Source organism: Mycobacterium sp. 155, assembly GCF_000373905.1.
In the GTDB taxonomy this organism is placed as follows: Bacteria; Actinomycetota; Actinomycetes; order Mycobacteriales; family Mycobacteriaceae; genus Mycobacterium.
On sequence record NZ_KB892705.1, the window covers coordinates 3,797,625 to 3,815,657 of the forward strand.

Sequence of the window (18,033 nt, forward strand, 5' to 3'; positions counted from 1 at the left end):
GGTGCCGGCGGACACCGTCCTTTCCGCAGACAATGTCCTTTTCCGCACGTAGGCGCCGACTGTATCCAGGTGACCGCGTTTGCCACCAGGTACTCAACCGACCTGGGATCAACCCCTGATCCGGCTGCGATGCAACCGATACCAAGCCGTGCCCTCGGAGCGGGCCTCACGGCAGGTCAGCTGGCATTTCGGTCCGGCAGCGGTCGCCTTATACCCTGTTTGGCGTGACCGAACCCGCGACCACGCAGTCAGGTGCAGACGCCTCGCGTCTGGAAGAAGACACTCCGCGGCACCGCTACACCGCGGAGCTGGCCGGGGAGATCGAGCAGGCCTGGCAGCAGACCTGGGCAGAGCGAGGCACGTTCAACGTTGCCAACCCGGTCGGCACGCTGGCACCCCCGGACGGTGCCGCGGTCCCTGCCGACAAGATGTTCGTCCAGGACATGTTCCCGTATCCGTCGGGGGAAGGTTTGCACGTCGGTCATCCGCTCGGCTACATCGCCACCGACGTCTACGCCCGCTATTACCGGATGACGGGTCGTAACGTCCTGCACGCCTTGGGCTTCGACGCGTTCGGCTTGCCCGCCGAGCAGTATGCGGTGCAGACCGGGACCCATCCGCGGACCAGGACCGAGGCCAACATCGTCAACTTCCGGCGCCAGTTGGGTCGGCTGGGGTTGGGGCATGACGCACGCCGCAGCTTCGCAACCACCGATGTCGACTTCTACAAGTGGACTCAGTGGATCTTCCTGCAGATCTACAATGCCTGGTTCGATCCGGAGCAGAACAAGGCCCGGCCGATCGCCGAGCTGGAGGCCGAATTCGCCTCGGGCACACGTTCTCTCGATGACGGTCGGGCGTGGTCGTTGCTGAGCGCGGCCGAACGCGCGACGGTTATCGACTCCCATCGGCTGGTCTATCGCGCGGATTCGATGGTGAATTGGTGCCCGGGTCTGGGCACCGTGCTGGCCAACGAGGAGGTCACCTCCGACGGCCGCAGTGACCGCGGCAATTTCCCGGTGTTCCGCAAGCGGTTGCGGCAGTGGATGATGCGGATCACCGCCTACTCCGACCGGTTGCTCGAGGATCTCGACGTGCTGGATTGGCCGGACAAGGTCAAGACCATGCAGCGCAACTGGATCGGGCGCTCGATCGGTGCGCAGGTGCACTTCGCGACCCACGCCGGCGACATCGAGGTGTTCACCACCCGTCCCGACACACTGTTCGGCGCGACCTACATGGTGCTGGCACCCGAACATCCGCTGGTCGAAAAGCTCACCGCGGCGTCCTGGCCCGACGGCGTCGATAGCCGGTGGACCTACGGTGCGGCCACGCCCGGCGAGGCGGTGTCCACATACCGGAGCGCGATCGCCGCGAAATCCGATCTGGAACGCCAGGAGAACAAGACCAAGACCGGCGTGTTCCTCGGGGCCTACGCCACCAACCCGGTCAACGATCACCAGATTCCGATCTTCATCGCTGACTATGTGCTGATCGGCTACGGCACCGGGGCCATCATGGCGGTGCCCGGCGGCGACCAGCGCGACTGGGACTTCGCAGGAGAGTTCGGCCTGCCGATTGTGGAAGTGGTTGCGGGCGGCGATATCTCGCAAGGCGCATACAGCGGTGACGGGAAACTGGTCAACTCCGACTATCTGAACGGCATGTCGGTGGCCGACGCGAAGGACGCGATCGTCAGCCGGTTGCAGGCCGACGGCCGCGGGCAGGCCCGCATCGAATACAAGCTGCGGGACTGGCTGTTCGCGCGACAGCGGTATTGGGGTGAGCCGTTCCCCATCGTCTACGACGCCGATGGTCAGGCCCACCCGTTACCGGAATCCACTCTGCCGGTCGAACTTCCGGATGTGCGCGACTATTCGCCGGTTTTGTTCGATCCGGACGACGCCGACAGTGAACCGTCCCCGCCGCTGAACAAGGCCACCGACTGGGTGCATGTCGAACTGGACCTCGGCGACGGCTTGCAGAGCTACACCCGTGACACCAACGTGATGCCCCAGTGGGCAGGCAGCTCATGGTATGAGCTGCGGTACGCCGACCCGCACAACTCGGAAGAGTTCTGCGACAAGGAGAACGAGGCCTACTGGATGGGCCCGCGGCCCGAACTGCACGGCGCGGACGATCCAGGTGGGGTGGATCTGTACGTCGGCGGTGTCGAGCACGCGGTGCTGCACCTGCTGTACTCGCGGTTCTGGCACAAGGTGCTCTACGACCTGGGCTATGTGACCTCGCGCGAACCGTACCGGCGCCTGGTCAACCAGGGTTACATCCAGGCTTTCGCCTACACCGATTCCCGGGGTAGCTATGTACCGGCCGCCGAGGTCGTCGAACGCGACGGCAAGTTCTTCTACGAGGACGCCGAGGTCAACCAGGAGTTCGGCAAGATCGGCAAGAGCCTGAAGAACTCGGTGTCGCCCGACGAGATCTGTGACGAGTACGGGGCGGACACCCTGCGCGTGTACGAGATGTCGATGGGCCCGCTGGAGGCATCGCGCCCGTGGGCGACCAAGGACGTCGTCGGCTCCCACCGGTTCCTGCAGCGGGTCTGGCGTGCGGTGATCGACGAGACCACCGGCGCTCAACGTGTTGCCGAGCACGAGGCGCTCTCCCAGGAAACCTTGCGCGCACTCCACAAGACCATCGCCGGGGTGACCGAAGACTATGCGGCACTGCGCAACAACACTGCCGTCGCCAAGCTGATCGAGTACACCAACCACCTCACCAAGGAAGGCGTGTCGTCGCGCGCCGCGCTCGAGCCATTGGTGCTGATGGTGGCGCCGCTCGCGCCGCATCTGGCCGAGGAGCTCTGGAAGCGGCTCGGCCACGACACGGCGTTGGCGCACGGGCCGTTCCCGGTGGCTGACCCGGCCTACCTGGTCGACGACACTGTGGAACTGCCCGTTCAGGTCAACGGCAAGGTGCGTGGCAAGGTCACCGTCGCCGCGAACGCAGATGCTGCTGTCCTTCAGGCCACAGCACTGGCCGACGAGAAGGTGCAGGCCTTCCTGGACGGGAAGACACCCAAGAAGGTCATCGTCGTCCCCGGGCGGCTGGTCAACCTCGTCATCTGAGTGATTTGTGTGCGTTCACCGGCGCTGACCGCCGCTGAACGCACACAAATCACCCCGGCCGCACCACGATCTCGTGCACGTGGCCGTCGGGCGGGGTGGTGAGGGCCGTGACGACGAGGCCCGCGACGGTTTCCGGGCGTAGAAAGTGGTCTGGGTGATAGTCGCGTTCTTCGTAGGCGACGAGCTCACGCTGCATGTCGGAGTCGGTGCGGCCGGGGAAGATCGATGTCACGCGCAGCGACGGCTCATCGGCCCGCAGCGAGTCGGCGAACGCCCGCAGCGCGAACTTGCTCGCTGAATATGACGCCATACCGGGTGAAACCGTCAGCCCCGCACCGGAATTAATGAACGCCACGTGTCCGCGGACCGCGCGCAGCGCCGGCAGCAGCGCGAGCGTCAGCGCCACTGCGCCGGTGACGTTGATCTCGAAGCTGGCCCGCCATTGCTCGGCCGAGGACTCGGCGACCCGGCCCGGATAGAGCACGCCGGCGTTGTGCACCAGCACGTCGAGCTCTGAGAGCACTTCGGAGCTGGCCTCGATCGAATCGGGATCGGCCAGGTCCAGTGGCCAGGTCGGCGCGCCCAGGCGCTCGGCGAGTGCGTCCAGCCGGGCAGACGGTCGACCGGCCAGGAGCAGGGTGTGGGTGGGCGCGAGAGCAGCGGCGATGGCCGAGCCGATGCCGCCGCCGGCCCCGGTGATCAACGCGGTGGGCACGACCGCAACTCTACTGAGACGTCGCCGTTGGCGGTTGGCCGTGCGAGTTCTGCGCGCGCGTCGCATGATGGTACGGATGCCACCGAACCCCAGCTTCGCACCCACGCAACTCGCTGCCCGCGCCGCTTATCTGCTGCGCGGCAACGATCTCGGCGCCATGACTACGGCCGCGCCGTTGCTGTATCCGCACATGTGGAGCTGGGATGCGGCGTTCGTCGCGATCGGACTGGCGCCGTTGAGCGTCGAGCGCGCCGTGGTGGAGCTGGACACCCTGCTCTCGGCGCAGTGGCACAACGGCATGATTCCCCACATCGTGTTCGCCAACGGCGTCGACGGCTACTTCCCAGGTCCGGCGCGGTGGGCCACAGCGGCGCTTTCGCCGAACGCACCCCGCACTCGGCACACGTCGGGCATCACCCAGCCGCCGGTACATGCCATTGCGGTGCAGCGCATCCTCGACCATGCCCGCATCCGGGGCCGGTCCACTCGAGCGATCGCCGCCTCGTTCCTGGACCGGCGCTGGGCGGACCTGGTGCGCTGGCACCGCTGGCTCGCCGAGAACCGTGACCAGAACGGGCGTGGCCGCATCACCCTGTATCACGGCTGGGAGTCCGGCATGGACAACTCGCCACGCTGGGACACCGCCTACGCCAACGTGGTTCCCGGCAACGTCCCGGAATACCAGCGGGAGGACAACAACGTCGTCACCGACGCCACCCAGCGGCCGTCGGACCTCGAGTATGACCGGTACCTGTGGTTGCTCGAGGAGATGAAATCGGTGCGCTACGAGGATCATCTGCTACCGAAGGTGATGAGCTTCGCGGTCGAGGACGTGTTCGTCTCGGCGATCTTCTCGGTGGCCTGTCAGGTGCTCGCCGAAATCGGAGAGGAGCACAAGCGCCCCAACGCCGACGTCCGTGATCTTTACTCCTGGGCTGAGCGGTTCCGCACCGGTGTGGTCGAGACTGCGGACGAGCGTTCCGGTGCGGCAAGGGATTACGACGTCCGGACAAAAAGGTGGGTGGCTACCGAGACGGTCGCCCAGTTCGCGCCGCTGCTCTGTGGCGGCTTGCCGCATGGGCGCGAACGGGCCCTGCTGCGACTGTTGGAGGGTCCACGCTTCTGCGGGCATCCGGATCTGCGGTACGCGCTGATCCCGTCGACATCCCCGGTGTCACGGGACTTCCGGCCGAGGGAGTACTGGCGGGGGCCGGTGTGGCCGGTGATGACCTGGCTGTTCTCGTGGTGCTTTGCCCGCCGCGGCTGGGCCGAGCGGTCGTTGGATTTACGCCGGGAAGGGCTGCGGCAGGCCAGCGATGGCACCTTTGCCGAGTACTACGAACCATTCACCGGTGAGCCGCTGGGCAGCATGCAGCAGTCGTGGACCGCGGCCGCGGTGCTTGATTGGTTGGGTTGAGCAGGCTCAGCCGCAGTCGGGGTAGTCGGCTGTTGCTGAGTTGTCAGCACTTTCGGGGCTGCCGTCGTGGTGCGCGCCGGCCTGGTCGTCGGGATCCTGCGCGGCGAGCCGCTCCAGCGGTGCGATCGCCTTGGCCAGGGTTTCCAGATCCTCGTCGCTGAGCCGCGCAAGTCGGTTGGCAAGGTCGGCGCGGCGCGCCGCGAGGGATTCCCGATGCTGGACCAGCCCGCGCGGCGTGACGTCGACGAGAACGGCCCGCAGGTCGGACGGATCGCGTGAGCGTTTGACCAGGCCGAGCTTCTCCAGGCGCCGGATCGCGACGGTTGTCGTGGGGGTGCGCACCCGTTCCCGGGCGGCGAGTTCGGTCATGCGGATCGGGCCCTGGTCCAGCAGGGTTAACAAGATTGATAGCTGAGCCAGCGTGAGCTCACCGGCTGTTCCCTTGTGCGTGTCTCCGCGGCGCAGCACCGAGAACACCTTGGAGAGCACCCGCTGCAGTTCCCCTGCCAGCTCGGTGACCTGGGATTCGGTCTCCACCATAGTTCGCCAGTCTAACCTGTCTGGACCTGCCACGACGCCACCTTGCGAGGTTTGCCAACTGGCGCGTCAACTCACGGTTTCGTCCGCGTGGCCTCACAGCACTTGGGAAAGGAAACGCCGCAACCGGTCGGTTTCGGCCGCGGAGAAGATGTGGTCCGGGCTGCCCGATTCGACGACCGCGCCGTGATCCATGAACACCACGGTGTCTGCGGTCGACTGGGCGAAGCCCATCTCATGGGTGACCGCCACGATCGTCATCCCGTCAGCCGCCAGGTCGGCCATCAACGCCAGAATGCCTTTGACCAGTTCGGGATCCAGCGCCGAGGTGGCCTCGTCGAAGAACATCACCTGCGGCGCCATCGCCAGCGCCCGGGCGATGGCTACCCGCTGCTGCTGCCCGCCGGACAGCGTGGTGGGCCGGACATCGGCCTTGTGCCGCAGGCCGACTCGGTCCAGCTGGGCCAGGCCCAGCTCACGCGCCTCGTCGTCGGCGAGCCTTTTCAGCTTGCGTGGGCCCAGTGTCACGTTGTCCAGCACGCTGCGGTGCGGGAACAGGTTGAACTGTTGGAACACCATGCCGATGCGTTGGCGCAACTGGTCGGGGTTGTCGGTCAGCACCGAGCGGCCGTCGAGCAGGATGTCGCCCGCGTCCGGCTCGTAGAGCCGGTTCAGGGTTCGCAGCAAGGTTGATTTGCCGGATCCGGACGGTCCGATGATGGCGGTCGTGGTGCCGGCGGGAACGTCCACACCCACCCCGCGCAACACGGTGTTCGGCCCAAAGGCGAGCTTGATTCCTTTGGCGGACAACGAGACTGGTTCAGCAGCCGGCATCAGATCATCTCCTGGTCGACGGACGCCGTCGGGTCTTCCTCGGCGGCAGGTCGACCTCGGCGCAGCCGGTTGTCGACGAAGTTCACCAGGTGGGTCAACGGAATGGTCAGCAGCAGGTAGAACAAACCGGCCGCGACCAACGGGGACAGGTTGCCGGTCTGTGCGTTGAGGTCGCGACCCACCTGGAACAGCTCGCGCTGGCTGGCCACCAGGCCCAGGAAGTACACCAGGGATGAGGCTTTCAGCAGAGAGATGAACTGGTTCATCAGCGCGGGCAGTACCCGCCGCACCCCCTGCGGGATCACCACCAGTCGCATCGACGCGGAATAGCTGAAGCCCAGCGCGCGAGACGCTTCCAGCTGTCCGGCCTCGACACTCTGGATGCCGGACCGGAAGATCTCCCCGATGTACGCCGCGGCCATCAATCCCAGGGCGGCAATGCCGAGCGGGTAGGGGTTGTTGCCGGTGAGTGAGCCGACCACCGGCCCGACACCCAGCCCGATCAGCAGGATGATCACCACTTCGGGTAGCCCGCGGAAGATGTCGGTGTAGATGCGGGCCGGCCAGCGCAGCCATCGTGACCGCGAGATGCCGGCTACCGCGAGACCCATCCCGAGGACGAGCCCGATGATGCTGGCGCAGACGGTCAGGATCACGGTGTTGGGCAGGCCGGTCTTGAACAGGATGGGGATCGACTGCCGGTAGAGATCCCAGTCCAGGAACGAGGCGGCCAATTGCGACAGTGTGGATTTCGGTGCTACCGCACCGTTGCTGACAGGTTTTTCGCGGGCCGCGGCGATCGCGGCGAAGTCGGGCAGCTGCGGTACCGGAGCGGCCTTCGAGCCGGGCTTCCAACCCGGCGGCAGAGCGCGGGGCACCCAATCGGAGTACAGCCGGGCCCAGGTGCCGTCGGCGATCACGGCGTCGAGACCGGAGTTGAGTGCGTCGATCAGTGGCCGATTCTCCTTGGCCACCGCCCACGCGACGAAATTGTCCAAGCTGAACGTGTTTTCGATGATCTCGGCGGGATCACCCGGTTGGACGGTGCCCGATGCCTGCTGCGAGGGCGCGACCCAGGCGTCGATCTGACGGGTCTTGAGGCTCGCGTAGACGGTGGCGTAGTCGGGGAACTTCACCGGTTGCAAATGGAGGGTGTCGATGACGTAGGACTCCTGCACGGTGCCCTGCACTACGCCGATGCGCTGTCCCGGTGCGAGCTTGCCGAAGCCGGTGATCGGCGACCCGGTGGGCACCACGAGCGAGAAGTAGCCGAAATCGTAGCCGTTGGTGAATCCGACAGTGCGCCTTCGCGCATCGGTGGTGGTGATCGAGGACGACGCGACGTCGAAGCGTCGCGACGCGGTCTGGGCCAGCAGACCGGAGAACTCCGTTCCGACGAAGTTGATCTTCAAGCCCAGCTTGTCGGCGACGGCCCGCAGCAACTCGTTGTCGAAACCGGTGAACTGCCCTTTGGCATTGATGCAGATGCTGGGCGGCGCGTCCGACAGCGTGCCGACGGTCAGCACACCGGGGGTTCCCAGCCCGAGGTCGTCCACCTTGACGGTGTCCAGTGGCTGCACCGTCGCGGTGGTGTATTTGTCCGCGCCGGGACCGGTTGCGGCAGCGGCCAAGTTGGTCGGCAGCGCACTGGCGCTGTCGATCCCGGGCGGCGCGCACTGGTCGGTGTCAGCGTGGGCCGGGCCCGCCAGCGTCAACCCCATGACCATCAGGATCGATGCCATCAGCGCCAGTAGCCGTCTGAAGCTCATCGTTGCAACGTAGTGGTCACGCGCGCAGCGGTGTGGGGTTCCGCTCAAGGCGACTGCAAGTCGCCGAATACGCCGCGACGGTCAGCCCGGATGGATGGACGACGGAATCCGTATCAGCCGGCGTTGCGCCGGTCTCGCCACCGGCACAGCGCCTCGGCCGCGGTCAGGTCGTAATCCGGGCCGTTGGCGTCGATGGTCAGGATCGTGACACCGAGATCGGCGAGCACGTCGGCCTCGGCAAGCATGGCATCGAGCCCGCCGGTGTCCCGTACGGCGGCCGAACGAACGACGGTCTTCGGGTCACGGCCCACGCTTTCGCAGTGCTCGAGAAGCACCTGTGCCTTAGCCGGGTAGGTGTTGCGGTCGACAAACGCGTGCCACAGGTCGGCGTGCTCGGCGACCAACCGCAGGGTCTTGCGCTCGCCCTGCCCGCCGATGAGGATCGGGATCTTGCGGGTGGGAGCCGGGTTGAGTTTGGCCAGCCGGGCACTGATCCGCGGGAGTGCGGCGGCGAGGTCGTCGAGCCGACTGCCCGCGGTGCCGAAATCGTAGCCGTACTCATCGTAATCCCTTTGTTTCCAACCAGATCCGATGCCCAGGATGAGCCGTCCAGCACTGATGTGGTCCACTGTGCGGGCCATGTCGGCGAGCAGTTCAGGGTTGCGGTAGGAGTTGCAGGTGACCAGCGCACCGATCTCGATGCGCGACGTCTGCTCGGCCCAGGCACCGAGCATCGTCCAGCATTCGTAGTGCGCGCCGTCAGGATCGCCGGAGAGCGGGAAGAAGTGGTCCCAGTTGAATGCGATGTCGACGCCGATGTCTTCACAGCGACGGACCGCGTCGCGGATATAGCCGTATGTGGGGGAGTGCTGCGGCTGCAATTGGACGCCAATGCGGACGGGATGACTCACTTTTTCGAGCCTACTCAAAGAATCAGCCCGCGCAGGATCTCCACCAACTTGGCCGGCTGATCGTCCTGCACCGAGTGCCCGGAGTCGGCGACGACGTGGGTGCGCTGAAAGCCGGGTGCGATCGCCGGGACGTCATCCCAGAGTCCCTCAACTCCCTGTGGCACAACAAATTACAGTTCGTAGTCGTCAGCGGACTGTGTGGTGGGGGCATCGATCCTGCGCAGTTCGATGATCCGGGAAGCAGGGGGCAGGATCGTCGATGCGAGGAAGTCGGCGTAGAAGCCCGGACACGTCTGATCCCAGAACCTCGCCCCCTCATCGATCTGTTGGAGGTATTCGTGATGGACGACTCCGCGTTCGATGCTCTCCGGGGAAACGAACGGTGCCGCCCCGATGTACGCGACGACGGGGCCACGTATTGCGGCAGATCCGTAGCTGGTGACCTTCGCGCTGATGTTATGGCGGGCGTAGCGCAGTTCGCGCTGGTCGAGAGCAACCAAGCCGGCTTCGTCGATCGGTACGCAGACGCCGTTGACCCATCGGCCGGCATCTTCAGGCATGTCGCAGAAGAGGACGACGGGTGGGCGAACGCCAGCAGCATCCAGGTACCTCTTGTCGCGTTGACTGCCCTCATTTGGGAAAGCCACAGAGAAGGCCCGGACATGCCCGTCACAGCGGGCGGGGAGACAAGTCGGCGGAGAGATTCCCGGAAGCGTGCCGCGCAGTGATTCAGGCGCCATCAGTGAGCCGTACGCGAAGACGAACATGATCAAGCGCCCGGATGCCGCCGTGCATGCCCCGATGACACGTGATGACGCCGGGTGTGTGGTCGCCGCATACGAACTGGCGGCAGGGAAACACCCCTTGCCGCCAGTTCGTAGAGTGAAGCCTGCGGGATCAACCCGCTATGAAGGTCTCCAGCTGCGTGCGGGCGATGTCGTCCGGCAGCTGCTTGGGCGGGCTCTTCATCAGGTACGCCGAGGCCGGGATGATCGGACCACCGATGCCGCGATCCTTGGCGATCTTGGCGGCACGCACGGCATCGATGATGACGCCGGCCGAGTTCGGCGAATCCCACACCTCAAGCTTGTACTCGAGGTTCAGCGGCACATCGCCGAAAGCGCGGCCTTCCAGCCGCACGTAGGCCCACTTGCGGTCGTCGAGCCAGCCCACATGGTCGGACGGGCCGATGTGCACGTCCTTTGTCTTGAATTCGCGCTGCAGGTTGCTGGTCACGGCCTGGGTCTTCGAGATTTTCTTGGACTCCAGGCGCTCACGCTCGAGCATGTTCAGGAAGTCCATGTTGCCGCCGACGTTGAGCTGCATGGTGCGGTCGAGTTGCACGCCGCGATCCTCGAACAGCTTGGCCATCACGCGGTGGGTGATGGTGGCGCCGACCTGGCTCTTGATGTCGTCGCCGACGATCGGCACCCCGGCGTCCTCGAACTTCTTGGCCCATACCGGGTCCGAAGCGATGAACACCGGCAGCGCGTTGACGAATGCCACCCCGGCGTCGATCGCGCACTGGGCATAGAACTTGTCGGCCTCTTCGGAGCCCACCGGTAGATAGGACACCAGCACGTCGACCTTGGCGTCCCGCAGGACCTTGACGACATCGACCGGGTCGGTGTCGGAAACCTCGATGGTGTCGGCGTAGTACTTGCCGATGCCGTCCAGCGTCGGACCGCGCTGCACGATGACGTCGCTCGGCGGCACATCGGCGATCTTGATGGTGTTGTTCTCGGAGGCGAAGATCGCTTCGGACAGGTCGAAGCCGACCTTCTTGGCGTCCACGTCGAACGCGGCGACGAACTTCACGTCGCGGACGTGATACGGGCCGAACTTCACGTGCATCAGCCCGGGCACGGTGGTGTTCTCGTCGGCGTTCTGGTAGTACTGCACGCCCTGTACCAGGGACGACGCGCAGTTACCCACGCCGACAATGGCGACCCGGATCTCTCCTGCGTGCTCAGACATGGACGGTCTCCTTACTCAATTCGGTACTGCTTGGCAGTGGCCTGGTTCCGGGCCGGACTGCACTCAAGTGTTTTCTGGGCGGCCTTGGCCCAGTCGTTCAGCCGCGATCAATTCGTTGAGCCATATCACTTCGCGTTCGCTCGACTCCAGCCCCAACTGGTGGAGCTGACGGGTGTAGCGGTCGAACGAACTACTGGCCCGCGCCACGGCTTCGCGCAGACCTTCCCGGCGTTCCTCCACCTGGCGGCGGCGCCCCTCCAGAATCCGCATCCTGGCCTCGGCCGGGGTGCGGTTGAAGAAGGCGAGGTGTACACCGAAACCGTCGTCGGAGTAGTTCTGTGGGCCGGTATCAGCTACCAGCTCAGCGAACCGCTGTTTGCCCGCATCGGTGAGCTGGTAAACCCGGCGCGCGCGGCGCACCTTGGTCGACCCGAGCGGCGCTGCATCCTCGACGATCAGCCCGTCGGCCTGCATACGCCGCAGTGCCGGGTAGAGCGAACCGTACGAGAAGGCCCGGAAGGCGCCAAGTAGACCCGTCAAGCGTTTACGCAGCTCGTAGCCGTGCATGGGAGATTCGAGCAGAAGACCCAGGATGGCGAGCTCCAGCATCGAATTCACCCCCTCGACAGGACATGTGTGGATCGCTACGACGGATCAACACCTCGTATCACTGTATCGCGCCGATATATTGCGTGCCAACTGAAGTTCCAACGCACACGCTTCGCCACCCCGGCTTCGTCACCTCAGGTGTTTGTCACCCCAGAGTGGCCGCCGACGTCGAGTGTCACGCCAGAGTGGCCGCCGACGTCGAGCGTCACGCCAGAGTGACGCAGTGGGCGAATCAGCGCGCGGTCATCGGCGGCCGATCACTGCTTGGGGTAGACCTCTTTGGGTGTGCCGTCGGGCCCGAGAACCATGAAGCCGCCACCGAAATCACCGCTGACGCGAATGGTGATGTTCACCGCATCCGGCGTCGCGGGATCCTTTGACGGGGTGATCTCCAACCACGTGTATTTGACATCGGCCCGAGGGACGTTGAGCGATTCCGGTGCGCCGCGCAGCATGCCGATGATTGCGTCGAAATTGAATTTCGCCAGGTCGACGAGGCGGTCCCCGTCACTCAGCGCGCGCGGTGACGACGAGCTCGGGTCGCCCCAGCCGCCGCGGTAGTCGTACTCGATCTTGCGACGGTTGTCGTTGGGGTCGGCGCGGTACAGCTCCGCCCAGTCCTCCCGGATCTCCAGTTCGTAGCCGGTGGTGTCGCCGAACTTCTTCCGCATCTGCTCGAAGAGCCCGTTGAACCCGCCCAGGGACAGCAGCTGCCGTGGCGAGGTGAGCACCGTGGCGGGGATACCGTCGGATTTGGCGCCCGGGTCCGTGGTGAAGCTCAGCGGTGACGTGGTGTTGCCGTAGAGGCCCCAGCCGATCCCGATGCCGAACAAGACCAGCACCCCGGCCATCGCCAATCGCAGACCCCAGCCGGCGTGAATGGCGCCCGGTACTTTTCGCACCCGCGATTGGGTCAGGGTCGGCAGCTGGACCGGTGCGTTGGAGTTCTGCAGGTCCTCCACGAGCGTGGCGAGTTGACCCAGGGTGGTGGCGTTGGTGGCGGCGCTCACGCGTTGACGGTGCTCCTCCATCGACAGCTGACCTTCCGCCAACGCGCTGTCGAGCACTTTGCAGGTGTCGTTGCGGTCGCTGTCCTTGGCCCGTGTCATGGCGCTTCGCGGAGACTGCTGTCTTGTTGCCACGCCGATGATCGTAGGAGCTCCGGACCCGGTCACGCCTCGGCGGCGGGAGGGCCGACGTACTCTGGTCAACGTGCGATTGCAGAGACAGGTGGTGGATTACGCGCTTCGGCGGCGGTCCCTGCTGGCTGAGGTCTACTCGGGACGCACCGGCGTCTCCGAGGTCTGCGACGCCAATCCGTACCTGTTGCGCGCGGCGAAGTTCCACGGAAAATCCAGCTCGGTGATGTGCCCGATCTGCCGCAAGGAACAACTGACGCTGGTGTCGTGGGTGTTCGGGGATCATTTGGGCCCGGTGTCGGGTTCCGCGCGCACGGCAGAGGAGCTGGTCTTGTTGGCGACCCGCTACGACGAGTTCGCAGTACATGTGGTGGAGGTATGCCGGACCTGCAGTTGGAACCATCTGGTCAAGTCGTATGTGCTCGGCGCGCCCCGTTCTCCGGAGGCGCGCAGGCCGCGACGAACCCCGACGACGCGCAAACCCGCGCGTACAGCCAGTGAATAGCGAAGGGCACCAGCACCGGTCAGCCGACGACGTCCAGAACGCGGCTGACCGCCTTGGTGCACGTCCGGCCGCGGGCGCCAATCGGTCGCATTCCGCGGTTCCGCCGGATGACCGACTGACAACAGTGCTCCCGCCGGTCCGCGAGGGCATTCCGGCCCCCATCGACGTCGTCAAGGCCGCGCTGGATGGCACCCCTCCGCTCAAGCCCCCGCCTCCGCCTCCCCCGGGCGGCGGCGGTCCGTCTGGACCGTCCGGGCCCCCGCCAGGACCGCAGCAACCACGCAAGCAGTTCCGGATCAACTGGAAGTGGGTGCGACGCGGGTCGGCCGCCGCCGTGGCCGTGCTGGTGCTGCTGCCACTGGTGACGTTCGGCATGGCCTACCTGATCGTCGACGTTCCGCAGCCGGGCGACATCCGCACCAATCAGGTGTCGACCATCCTGGCTAGCGACGGCTCAGAGATCGCCAAGATCGTGCCGCCGGAGGGCAACCGGGTGGACGTCAACATCGACCAGATCCCGGTACACGTCCGCGACGCGGTGATGGCCGCCGAAGACCGTGACTTCTACACCAATCCGGGCTTCTCGTTCACCGGCTTCATGCGGGCCATCAAGAACAACCTGTTCGGCGGTGAACTGCAGGGCGGCTCGACCATCACGCAGCAGTACGTGAAGAACGCGCTGGTCGGGGACGAGCGGTCGGGGATCGGCGGCCTCGTCCGCAAGGCCAAGGAGTTGGTCATCTCGACGAAGATGTCCAGCGAATGGTCCAAAGACGCCGTGATGCAGGCGTATCTGAACATGATCTATTTCGGTCGCGGCGCCTACGGCATCTCCGCGGCGGCCAAGGCCTACTTCAACAAGCCCGTCGAGCAACTCGACGTGGCCGAGGGCGCTCTGCTGGCGGCCTTGATCCAGCGTCCGTCCACCCTGGATCCCGCGGTCGATCCCGAGGGTGCTGCGGAGCGCTGGAACTGGGTGCTCGACGGCATGGTCGACATCGGGGCACTGTCGGCCGATGATCGGGCCAAGCAGGTGTTCCCGCCGACGGTGTCGCGTGACCAGGCCAGCGAACAGAATCAGACCACCGGTCCCAACGGTCTGATCGAACGGCAGGTCATGAAGGAACTGATGGGCCTGTTCGACGTCAGCGAGCAGACGCTGAACACCGAGGGCCTGCAGATCACCACCACGATCGACCCGCAGGCGCAGGAAGCCGCCGAGAAGGCCGTCACCAAGTACATGGACGGCCAGGATTCGGACATGCGGGCCGCGGTGGTGTCGGTCGACCCGCACGACGGGGCGATCAAGGCGTACTACGGCGGATCGGACGCCAACGGCTTCGACTTCGCCCAGGCGGGGTTGCCGACCGGGTCGTCGTTCAAGGTGTTTGCGCTCGTCGCCGCGTTGCAGCAGGGCATCGGTCTGGGCTATCAGGTGGACAGTTCGCCGGTGACGGTCAACGGCATCCAGATCACCAACGTCGAGGGTGAGGGCTGCGGGGTCTGTTCGATCGCCGAGGCGCTCAAGCGGTCGCTCAACACGAGCTACTACCGGTTGATGCTGAAGCTCAAGAACGGACCGGAAGACGTCGCCAAGGCCGCGCATGACGCCGGTGTCGCCGAGAGCTTCCCCGGGGTCGAGCACACGCTGTCCGAGGACGGCAAGGGCGGTCCACCGAACAATGGCGTGGTGCTGGGGCAGTACCAGTCCCGCGTGCTCGATATGGCCTCGGCGTACGCCACGCTGGCCGCGTCGGGCGTCTACCACAAGCCGCACTTCGTGCAGAAGGTCGTGAACTCCGCGGGCCAGGTGCTGTTCGACGCCTCGCAGCAGGACAACGGGGAACAGCGCATCGACAAGGCCGTGGCCGACAACGTGACCTCGGCGATGCAGCCGATCGCCGGATGGTCGCGTGGGCATAACCTGGCCGGCGGCCGGCTGTCGGCAGCCAAGACCGGCACTGTCCAGCTCGGCGACACCGGCGCCAACCGCGATGCGTGGATGGTCGGTTACACGCCCTCGCTGTCGACCGCGGTGTGGGTGGGCACCACGGAGGGTGTCAAACCGCTGGTGAATCAGTGGGGTTCACCGGTCTACGGGTCCGGTCTGCCGTCGGACATCTGGAAGTCGACGATGGACGGCGCCCTGGACGGCACCGACAACGAGTCTTTCCCGAAGCCGACGGAGATCGGTGGCTATGCCGGTGTGCCGCAGGCCCCGCCGCCCGCGCCGCCGGTTCCGGTGGTGCTGCCGGGCCAACCCGTGCCAGGCACCCCGCCGTCGGAGACCGTCATCCAGCCGACCATCGAAGTGGCGCCGGGTATCACGATCCCGGTCGGCCCCCCGACCACCGTGCCGGTGGCACCGGCGCAGCCGGCTGAACCGGTTGCGCCGGTTGCGCCGGTTGCGCCGGTGCGCCGAATGGTCCCGGCGCGCCCATGCCGCCTCCGTGACGGAACGGGAATTGGTTTCACCGGCTCCGCTCGCACGGGACACCCGCGAGGCGGACGATCGCGATCTGCCCAGCCGCAACGACGTCCTGAGTCGTGCGCTGTCGCATCCGATCGGCGGCCCGGTCGGACGGCATGCGGTGATCGGGCGGGCGCGGTTCATGACGCCGCTGCGCGTCATGTTCATCATCGCGGTGGTGTTCCTGGCCCTGGGCTACTCGACCAAGGCCGCCTGCCTGCAGACCACCGGATCGGGCACTGCCGGTCAACGCGTCGCCAACTGGCAGAACAATCGGGCCTACTACGAGCTGTGCTATTCCGACACGGTCCCGCTCTACACCGCAGAGCTGTTGAACCTCGGCAAGTTTCCGTACAAGTCGAGCTGGCAGGAGAACGACGCGACGGGTAAACAGCGCATGCAGTACGACGGCAAGCCCGCCGTGCGCTACATGGAGTATCCGGTGCTCACCGGCATCTACCAGTACGTGTCGATGGCACTGGCGAAGACCTACACCGCCGCCACGACAGTGATTGCGCTCCCGATCATCGCCGAGGTGGTGATGTTCTTCAATATCTCCGCATTCGGGCTGGCGTTGGCCTGGCTCACCACCGTGTGGGCGACGGCACGTTTGGCGGGTCGGCGCATCTGGGACGCCGCGCTGGTGGCCGGTTCGCCGATCCTGATTTTCCAGATATTCACCAACTTCGACGCGTTGGCGACTGCTGCGGCGGCCGGCGCGATGCTGGCCTGGGCGCGCCGCAAACCCTGGCTCGCCGGGTTGTTGATCGGGCTCGGCGTCGCGGCCAAGCTCTATCCGCTGTTGTTGCTGCTGCCGTTGGCGATGCTGGCGGTGCGCACCGGGCGGGGCCGCGAGGTCGGCACGACGGTGCTGGCGGCGGTGTCCACCTGGCTGGTGGTGAACCTGCCGGTCATGGTGATGTTCCCGCGCGGGTGGTCGGAGTTCTTCCGGCTCAACACCCGCCGCGGCGACGATATGGATTCGCTCTACAACGTGGTGAAGTCGTTCACCGGGTGGCGTGGGTTCGACCCGAATCTCGGGTTTTGGCAACCGCCGACGGTGACCAACGCGGTCACCGCGGTGTTGTTCGCGGCGTGCCTCATCGTCATCGGCTACATCGCACTGACCGCGCCGCAGCGGCCCCGGGTAGCGCAGTTGGCGTTTCTGGTGGTGACGGCATTTCTGCTGACCAATAAGGTATGGAGCCCGCAGTTTTCGCTGTGGTTGGTGCCGCTGGCGGTGCTGGCCCTGCCGCATCGTCGAATCCTCTTGGCCTGGATGACGATTGACGCGCTGGTATGGGTGCCGCGGATGCTCTACCTGTACGGCGAGGCCAACCGTGGACTGCCCGAGCAGTGGTTCACCACGACCGTGCTACTGCGCGATATCGCCGTTATCGCCTTGTGCGCGTTGGTGATTCACCAGATATACCGGCCTGAGTTGGATCTGGTGCGGTACGGCGGCCGTATCGATGATCCGGCGGGCGGAGTGTTCGACGGTGCACCCGACAATCCGCCGCGGTGGCTGCCGGACTGGCTGCGCCCCGACCGCGACCGGGTACGCGTGGAGGCCGCGCCCGAGCCTCTCGTCCTATAGCGATTTCACAGCTCAGGGCGGTTTCGGGTAGCCTGGCCCGGTTGCCGACGCAGGCGACCCTCCTGCCACGGAATCCGCCGTGGCCGAAACGACCATAGGAGGTGATGAGGTTCTAATGCGTCCATACGAAATCATGGTCATTCTCGACCCCACACTTGACGAGCGCACCGTAGCTCCGTCGCTGGAAACGTTCCTGAACGTGATCCGCAAGGATGGCGGTTCCGTCGACAAGGTCGACATCTGGGGCCGTCGCCGGCTGGCATACGAGATCGCCAAGCATGCTGAGGGCATCTACGCCGTTGTTGACGTCAAGGCCGAACCGGCCACCGTGTCCGAGCTCGACCGTCAGCTCAACCTGAACGAATCGGTGCTGCGCACCAAGGTGATGCGGACCGACAAGCACTAAGGGCTGTCAGTCGTCGGCGTCGCTACGTAGGCTTCGCGCAAACGGACATGCCTATCCC

Annotated in this window: 14 protein-coding genes and 2 pseudogenes; 6 read left to right on the forward strand and 10 right to left on the reverse strand. The window is 65.6% G+C overall.

From position 1 onward, the window contains the following. Window positions 1–224 precede the first annotated feature (224 nt). Entirely contained in the window at window positions 225–3,089 is a 2,865-nt protein-coding gene (leuS, locus tag B133_RS0118030) for a leucine--tRNA ligase (protein WP_018603037.1), read from the forward strand. Window positions 3,090–3,138: 49 nt separating this feature from the next. On the opposite strand, the gene B133_RS0118035 is transcribed toward leuS, so the two are convergent. Continuing rightward, window positions 3,139–3,804: an SDR family oxidoreductase gene (locus tag B133_RS0118035; RefSeq protein WP_018603039.1), complete on the reverse strand. Its 666-nt coding sequence runs from the start codon at window positions 3,802–3,804 to the stop codon at window positions 3,139–3,141. A 76-nt stretch (window positions 3,805–3,880) separates the two neighbouring features. On the opposite strand from B133_RS0118035, the gene B133_RS0118040 reads away from it, so the two are divergent. Beyond that, window positions 3,881–5,221: an amylo-alpha-1,6-glucosidase gene (locus B133_RS0118040; protein WP_026256575.1), complete on the forward strand. Its 1,341-nt coding sequence runs from the start codon at window positions 3,881–3,883 to the stop codon at window positions 5,219–5,221. A gap of 6 nt (window positions 5,222–5,227) precedes the next feature. Here the strand turns inward: B133_RS0118040 and B133_RS0118045 are convergent, their stop codons facing one another. The 9 genes and pseudogenes from B133_RS0118045 to B133_RS0118085 form a co-directional block, all read right to left on the reverse strand. After that, complete coding sequence (locus tag B133_RS0118045; RefSeq protein WP_018603043.1) at window positions 5,228–5,761, reverse strand: MarR family winged helix-turn-helix transcriptional regulator; 534 nt, start codon at window positions 5,759–5,761, stop codon at window positions 5,228–5,230. Between the two features lie 93 nt (window positions 5,762–5,854). Continuing rightward, window positions 5,855–6,592: an amino acid ABC transporter ATP-binding protein gene (locus tag B133_RS0118050; RefSeq protein WP_018603044.1), complete on the reverse strand. Its 738-nt coding sequence runs from the start codon at window positions 6,590–6,592 to the stop codon at window positions 5,855–5,857. Then, a complete protein-coding gene (locus tag B133_RS0118055; protein ID WP_026256576.1) occupies window positions 6,592–8,361 on the reverse strand; it encodes an ABC transporter substrate-binding protein/permease in 1,770 nt (589 codons plus the stop codon). The genes B133_RS0118050 and B133_RS0118055 overlap by 1 nt, the downstream gene beginning before the upstream one ends. A 113-nt stretch (window positions 8,362–8,474) precedes the next feature. Further along, on the reverse strand, window positions 8,475–9,272 hold the full coding sequence (locus tag B133_RS0118060; protein WP_018603046.1) for an LLM class F420-dependent oxidoreductase: 798 nt from the start codon (window positions 9,270–9,272) through the stop codon (window positions 8,475–8,477). Window positions 9,273–9,286: 14 nt separating this feature from the next. Next, window positions 9,287–9,427, reverse strand: a pseudogene (locus tag B133_RS24500) (alpha/beta hydrolase); the annotation flags it as partial. A gap of 15 nt (window positions 9,428–9,442) precedes the next feature. Continuing rightward, window positions 9,443–9,832, reverse strand: a complete 390-nt coding sequence (locus B133_RS0118070; RefSeq protein ID WP_018603049.1) for a hypothetical protein — start codon at window positions 9,830–9,832, stop codon at window positions 9,443–9,445. 337 nt (window positions 9,833–10,169) lie between these two features. Then, entirely contained in the window at window positions 10,170–11,249 is a 1,080-nt protein-coding gene (locus tag B133_RS0118075) for an inositol-3-phosphate synthase (RefSeq protein ID WP_018603050.1), read from the reverse strand. Window positions 11,250–11,312: 63 nt separating this feature from the next. After that, on the reverse strand, window positions 11,313–11,858 hold the full coding sequence (locus B133_RS0118080) for a PadR family transcriptional regulator (RefSeq protein ID WP_026256577.1): 546 nt from the start codon (window positions 11,856–11,858) through the stop codon (window positions 11,313–11,315). Window positions 11,859–12,115: 257 nt separating this feature from the next. Next, window positions 12,116–12,967 (reverse strand): DUF1707 domain-containing protein, encoded by an 852-nt coding sequence (locus B133_RS0118085; RefSeq protein ID WP_018603052.1) that lies wholly within the window; start codon window positions 12,965–12,967, stop codon window positions 12,116–12,118. Between the two features lie 103 nt (window positions 12,968–13,070). Between B133_RS0118085 and B133_RS0118090 the strand changes: the two genes are divergently transcribed. The 4 genes and pseudogenes from B133_RS0118090 (at window position 13,071) to rpsF (ending at window position 17,975) form a co-directional block, all read left to right on the forward strand. After that, a complete protein-coding gene (locus B133_RS0118090) occupies window positions 13,071–13,502 on the forward strand; it encodes a DUF5318 family protein (RefSeq protein ID WP_026256579.1) in 432 nt (143 codons plus the stop codon). Continuing rightward, window positions 13,495–15,956: pseudogene (locus B133_RS23010) on the forward strand (transglycosylase domain-containing protein). Before B133_RS0118090 ends, B133_RS23010 begins: the two are co-directional and overlap by 8 nt. Before the next feature lie 11 nt (window positions 15,957–15,967). Beyond that, complete coding sequence (locus B133_RS0118100) at window positions 15,968–17,569, forward strand: glycosyltransferase family 87 protein (protein ID WP_198291087.1); 1,602 nt, start codon at window positions 15,968–15,970, stop codon at window positions 17,567–17,569. 115 nt (window positions 17,570–17,684) lie between these two features. Beyond that, window positions 17,685–17,975 carry a 30S ribosomal protein S6 gene (gene rpsF / locus B133_RS0118105; protein ID WP_018603055.1) on the forward strand — a complete coding sequence of 97 codons (291 nt, stop codon included), beginning with the start codon at window positions 17,685–17,687 and terminating at the stop codon, window positions 17,973–17,975. Window positions 17,976–18,033 lie beyond the last annotated feature (58 nt).

What these genes read in the sequence shown, in the direction of transcription:
- B133_RS0118040 (WP_026256575.1), top strand. Translation starts at nt 3,881, where the DNA reads ATGCCACCGAACCCCAGCTTCGCACCCACGCAACTCGCTGCCCGCGCC.
- B133_RS0118045 (WP_018603043.1), bottom strand. Translation starts at nt 5,761, where the DNA reads ATGGTGGAGACCGAATCCCAGGTCACCGAGCTGGCAGGGGAACTGCAG.
- B133_RS0118050 (WP_018603044.1), bottom strand. Translation starts at nt 6,592, where the DNA reads ATGCCGGCTGCTGAACCAGTCTCGTTGTCCGCCAAAGGAATCAAGCTC.
- B133_RS0118055 (WP_026256576.1), bottom strand. Translation starts at nt 8,361, where the DNA reads ATGAGCTTCAGACGGCTACTGGCGCTGATGGCATCGATCCTGATGGTC.
- B133_RS0118070 (WP_018603049.1), bottom strand. Translation starts at nt 9,832, where the DNA reads ATGCCTGAAGATGCCGGCCGATGGGTCAACGGCGTCTGCGTACCGATC.
- B133_RS0118075 (WP_018603050.1), bottom strand. Translation starts at nt 11,249, where the DNA reads ATGTCTGAGCACGCAGGAGAGATCCGGGTCGCCATTGTCGGCGTGGGT.
- B133_RS0118080 (WP_026256577.1), bottom strand. Translation starts at nt 11,858, where the DNA reads ATGCTGGAGCTCGCCATCCTGGGTCTTCTGCTCGAATCTCCCATGCAC.
- B133_RS0118085 (WP_018603052.1), bottom strand. Translation starts at nt 12,967, where the DNA reads ATGACACGGGCCAAGGACAGCGACCGCAACGACACCTGCAAAGTGCTC.
- rpsF (WP_018603055.1), top strand. Translation starts at nt 17,685, where the DNA reads ATGCGTCCATACGAAATCATGGTCATTCTCGACCCCACACTTGACGAG.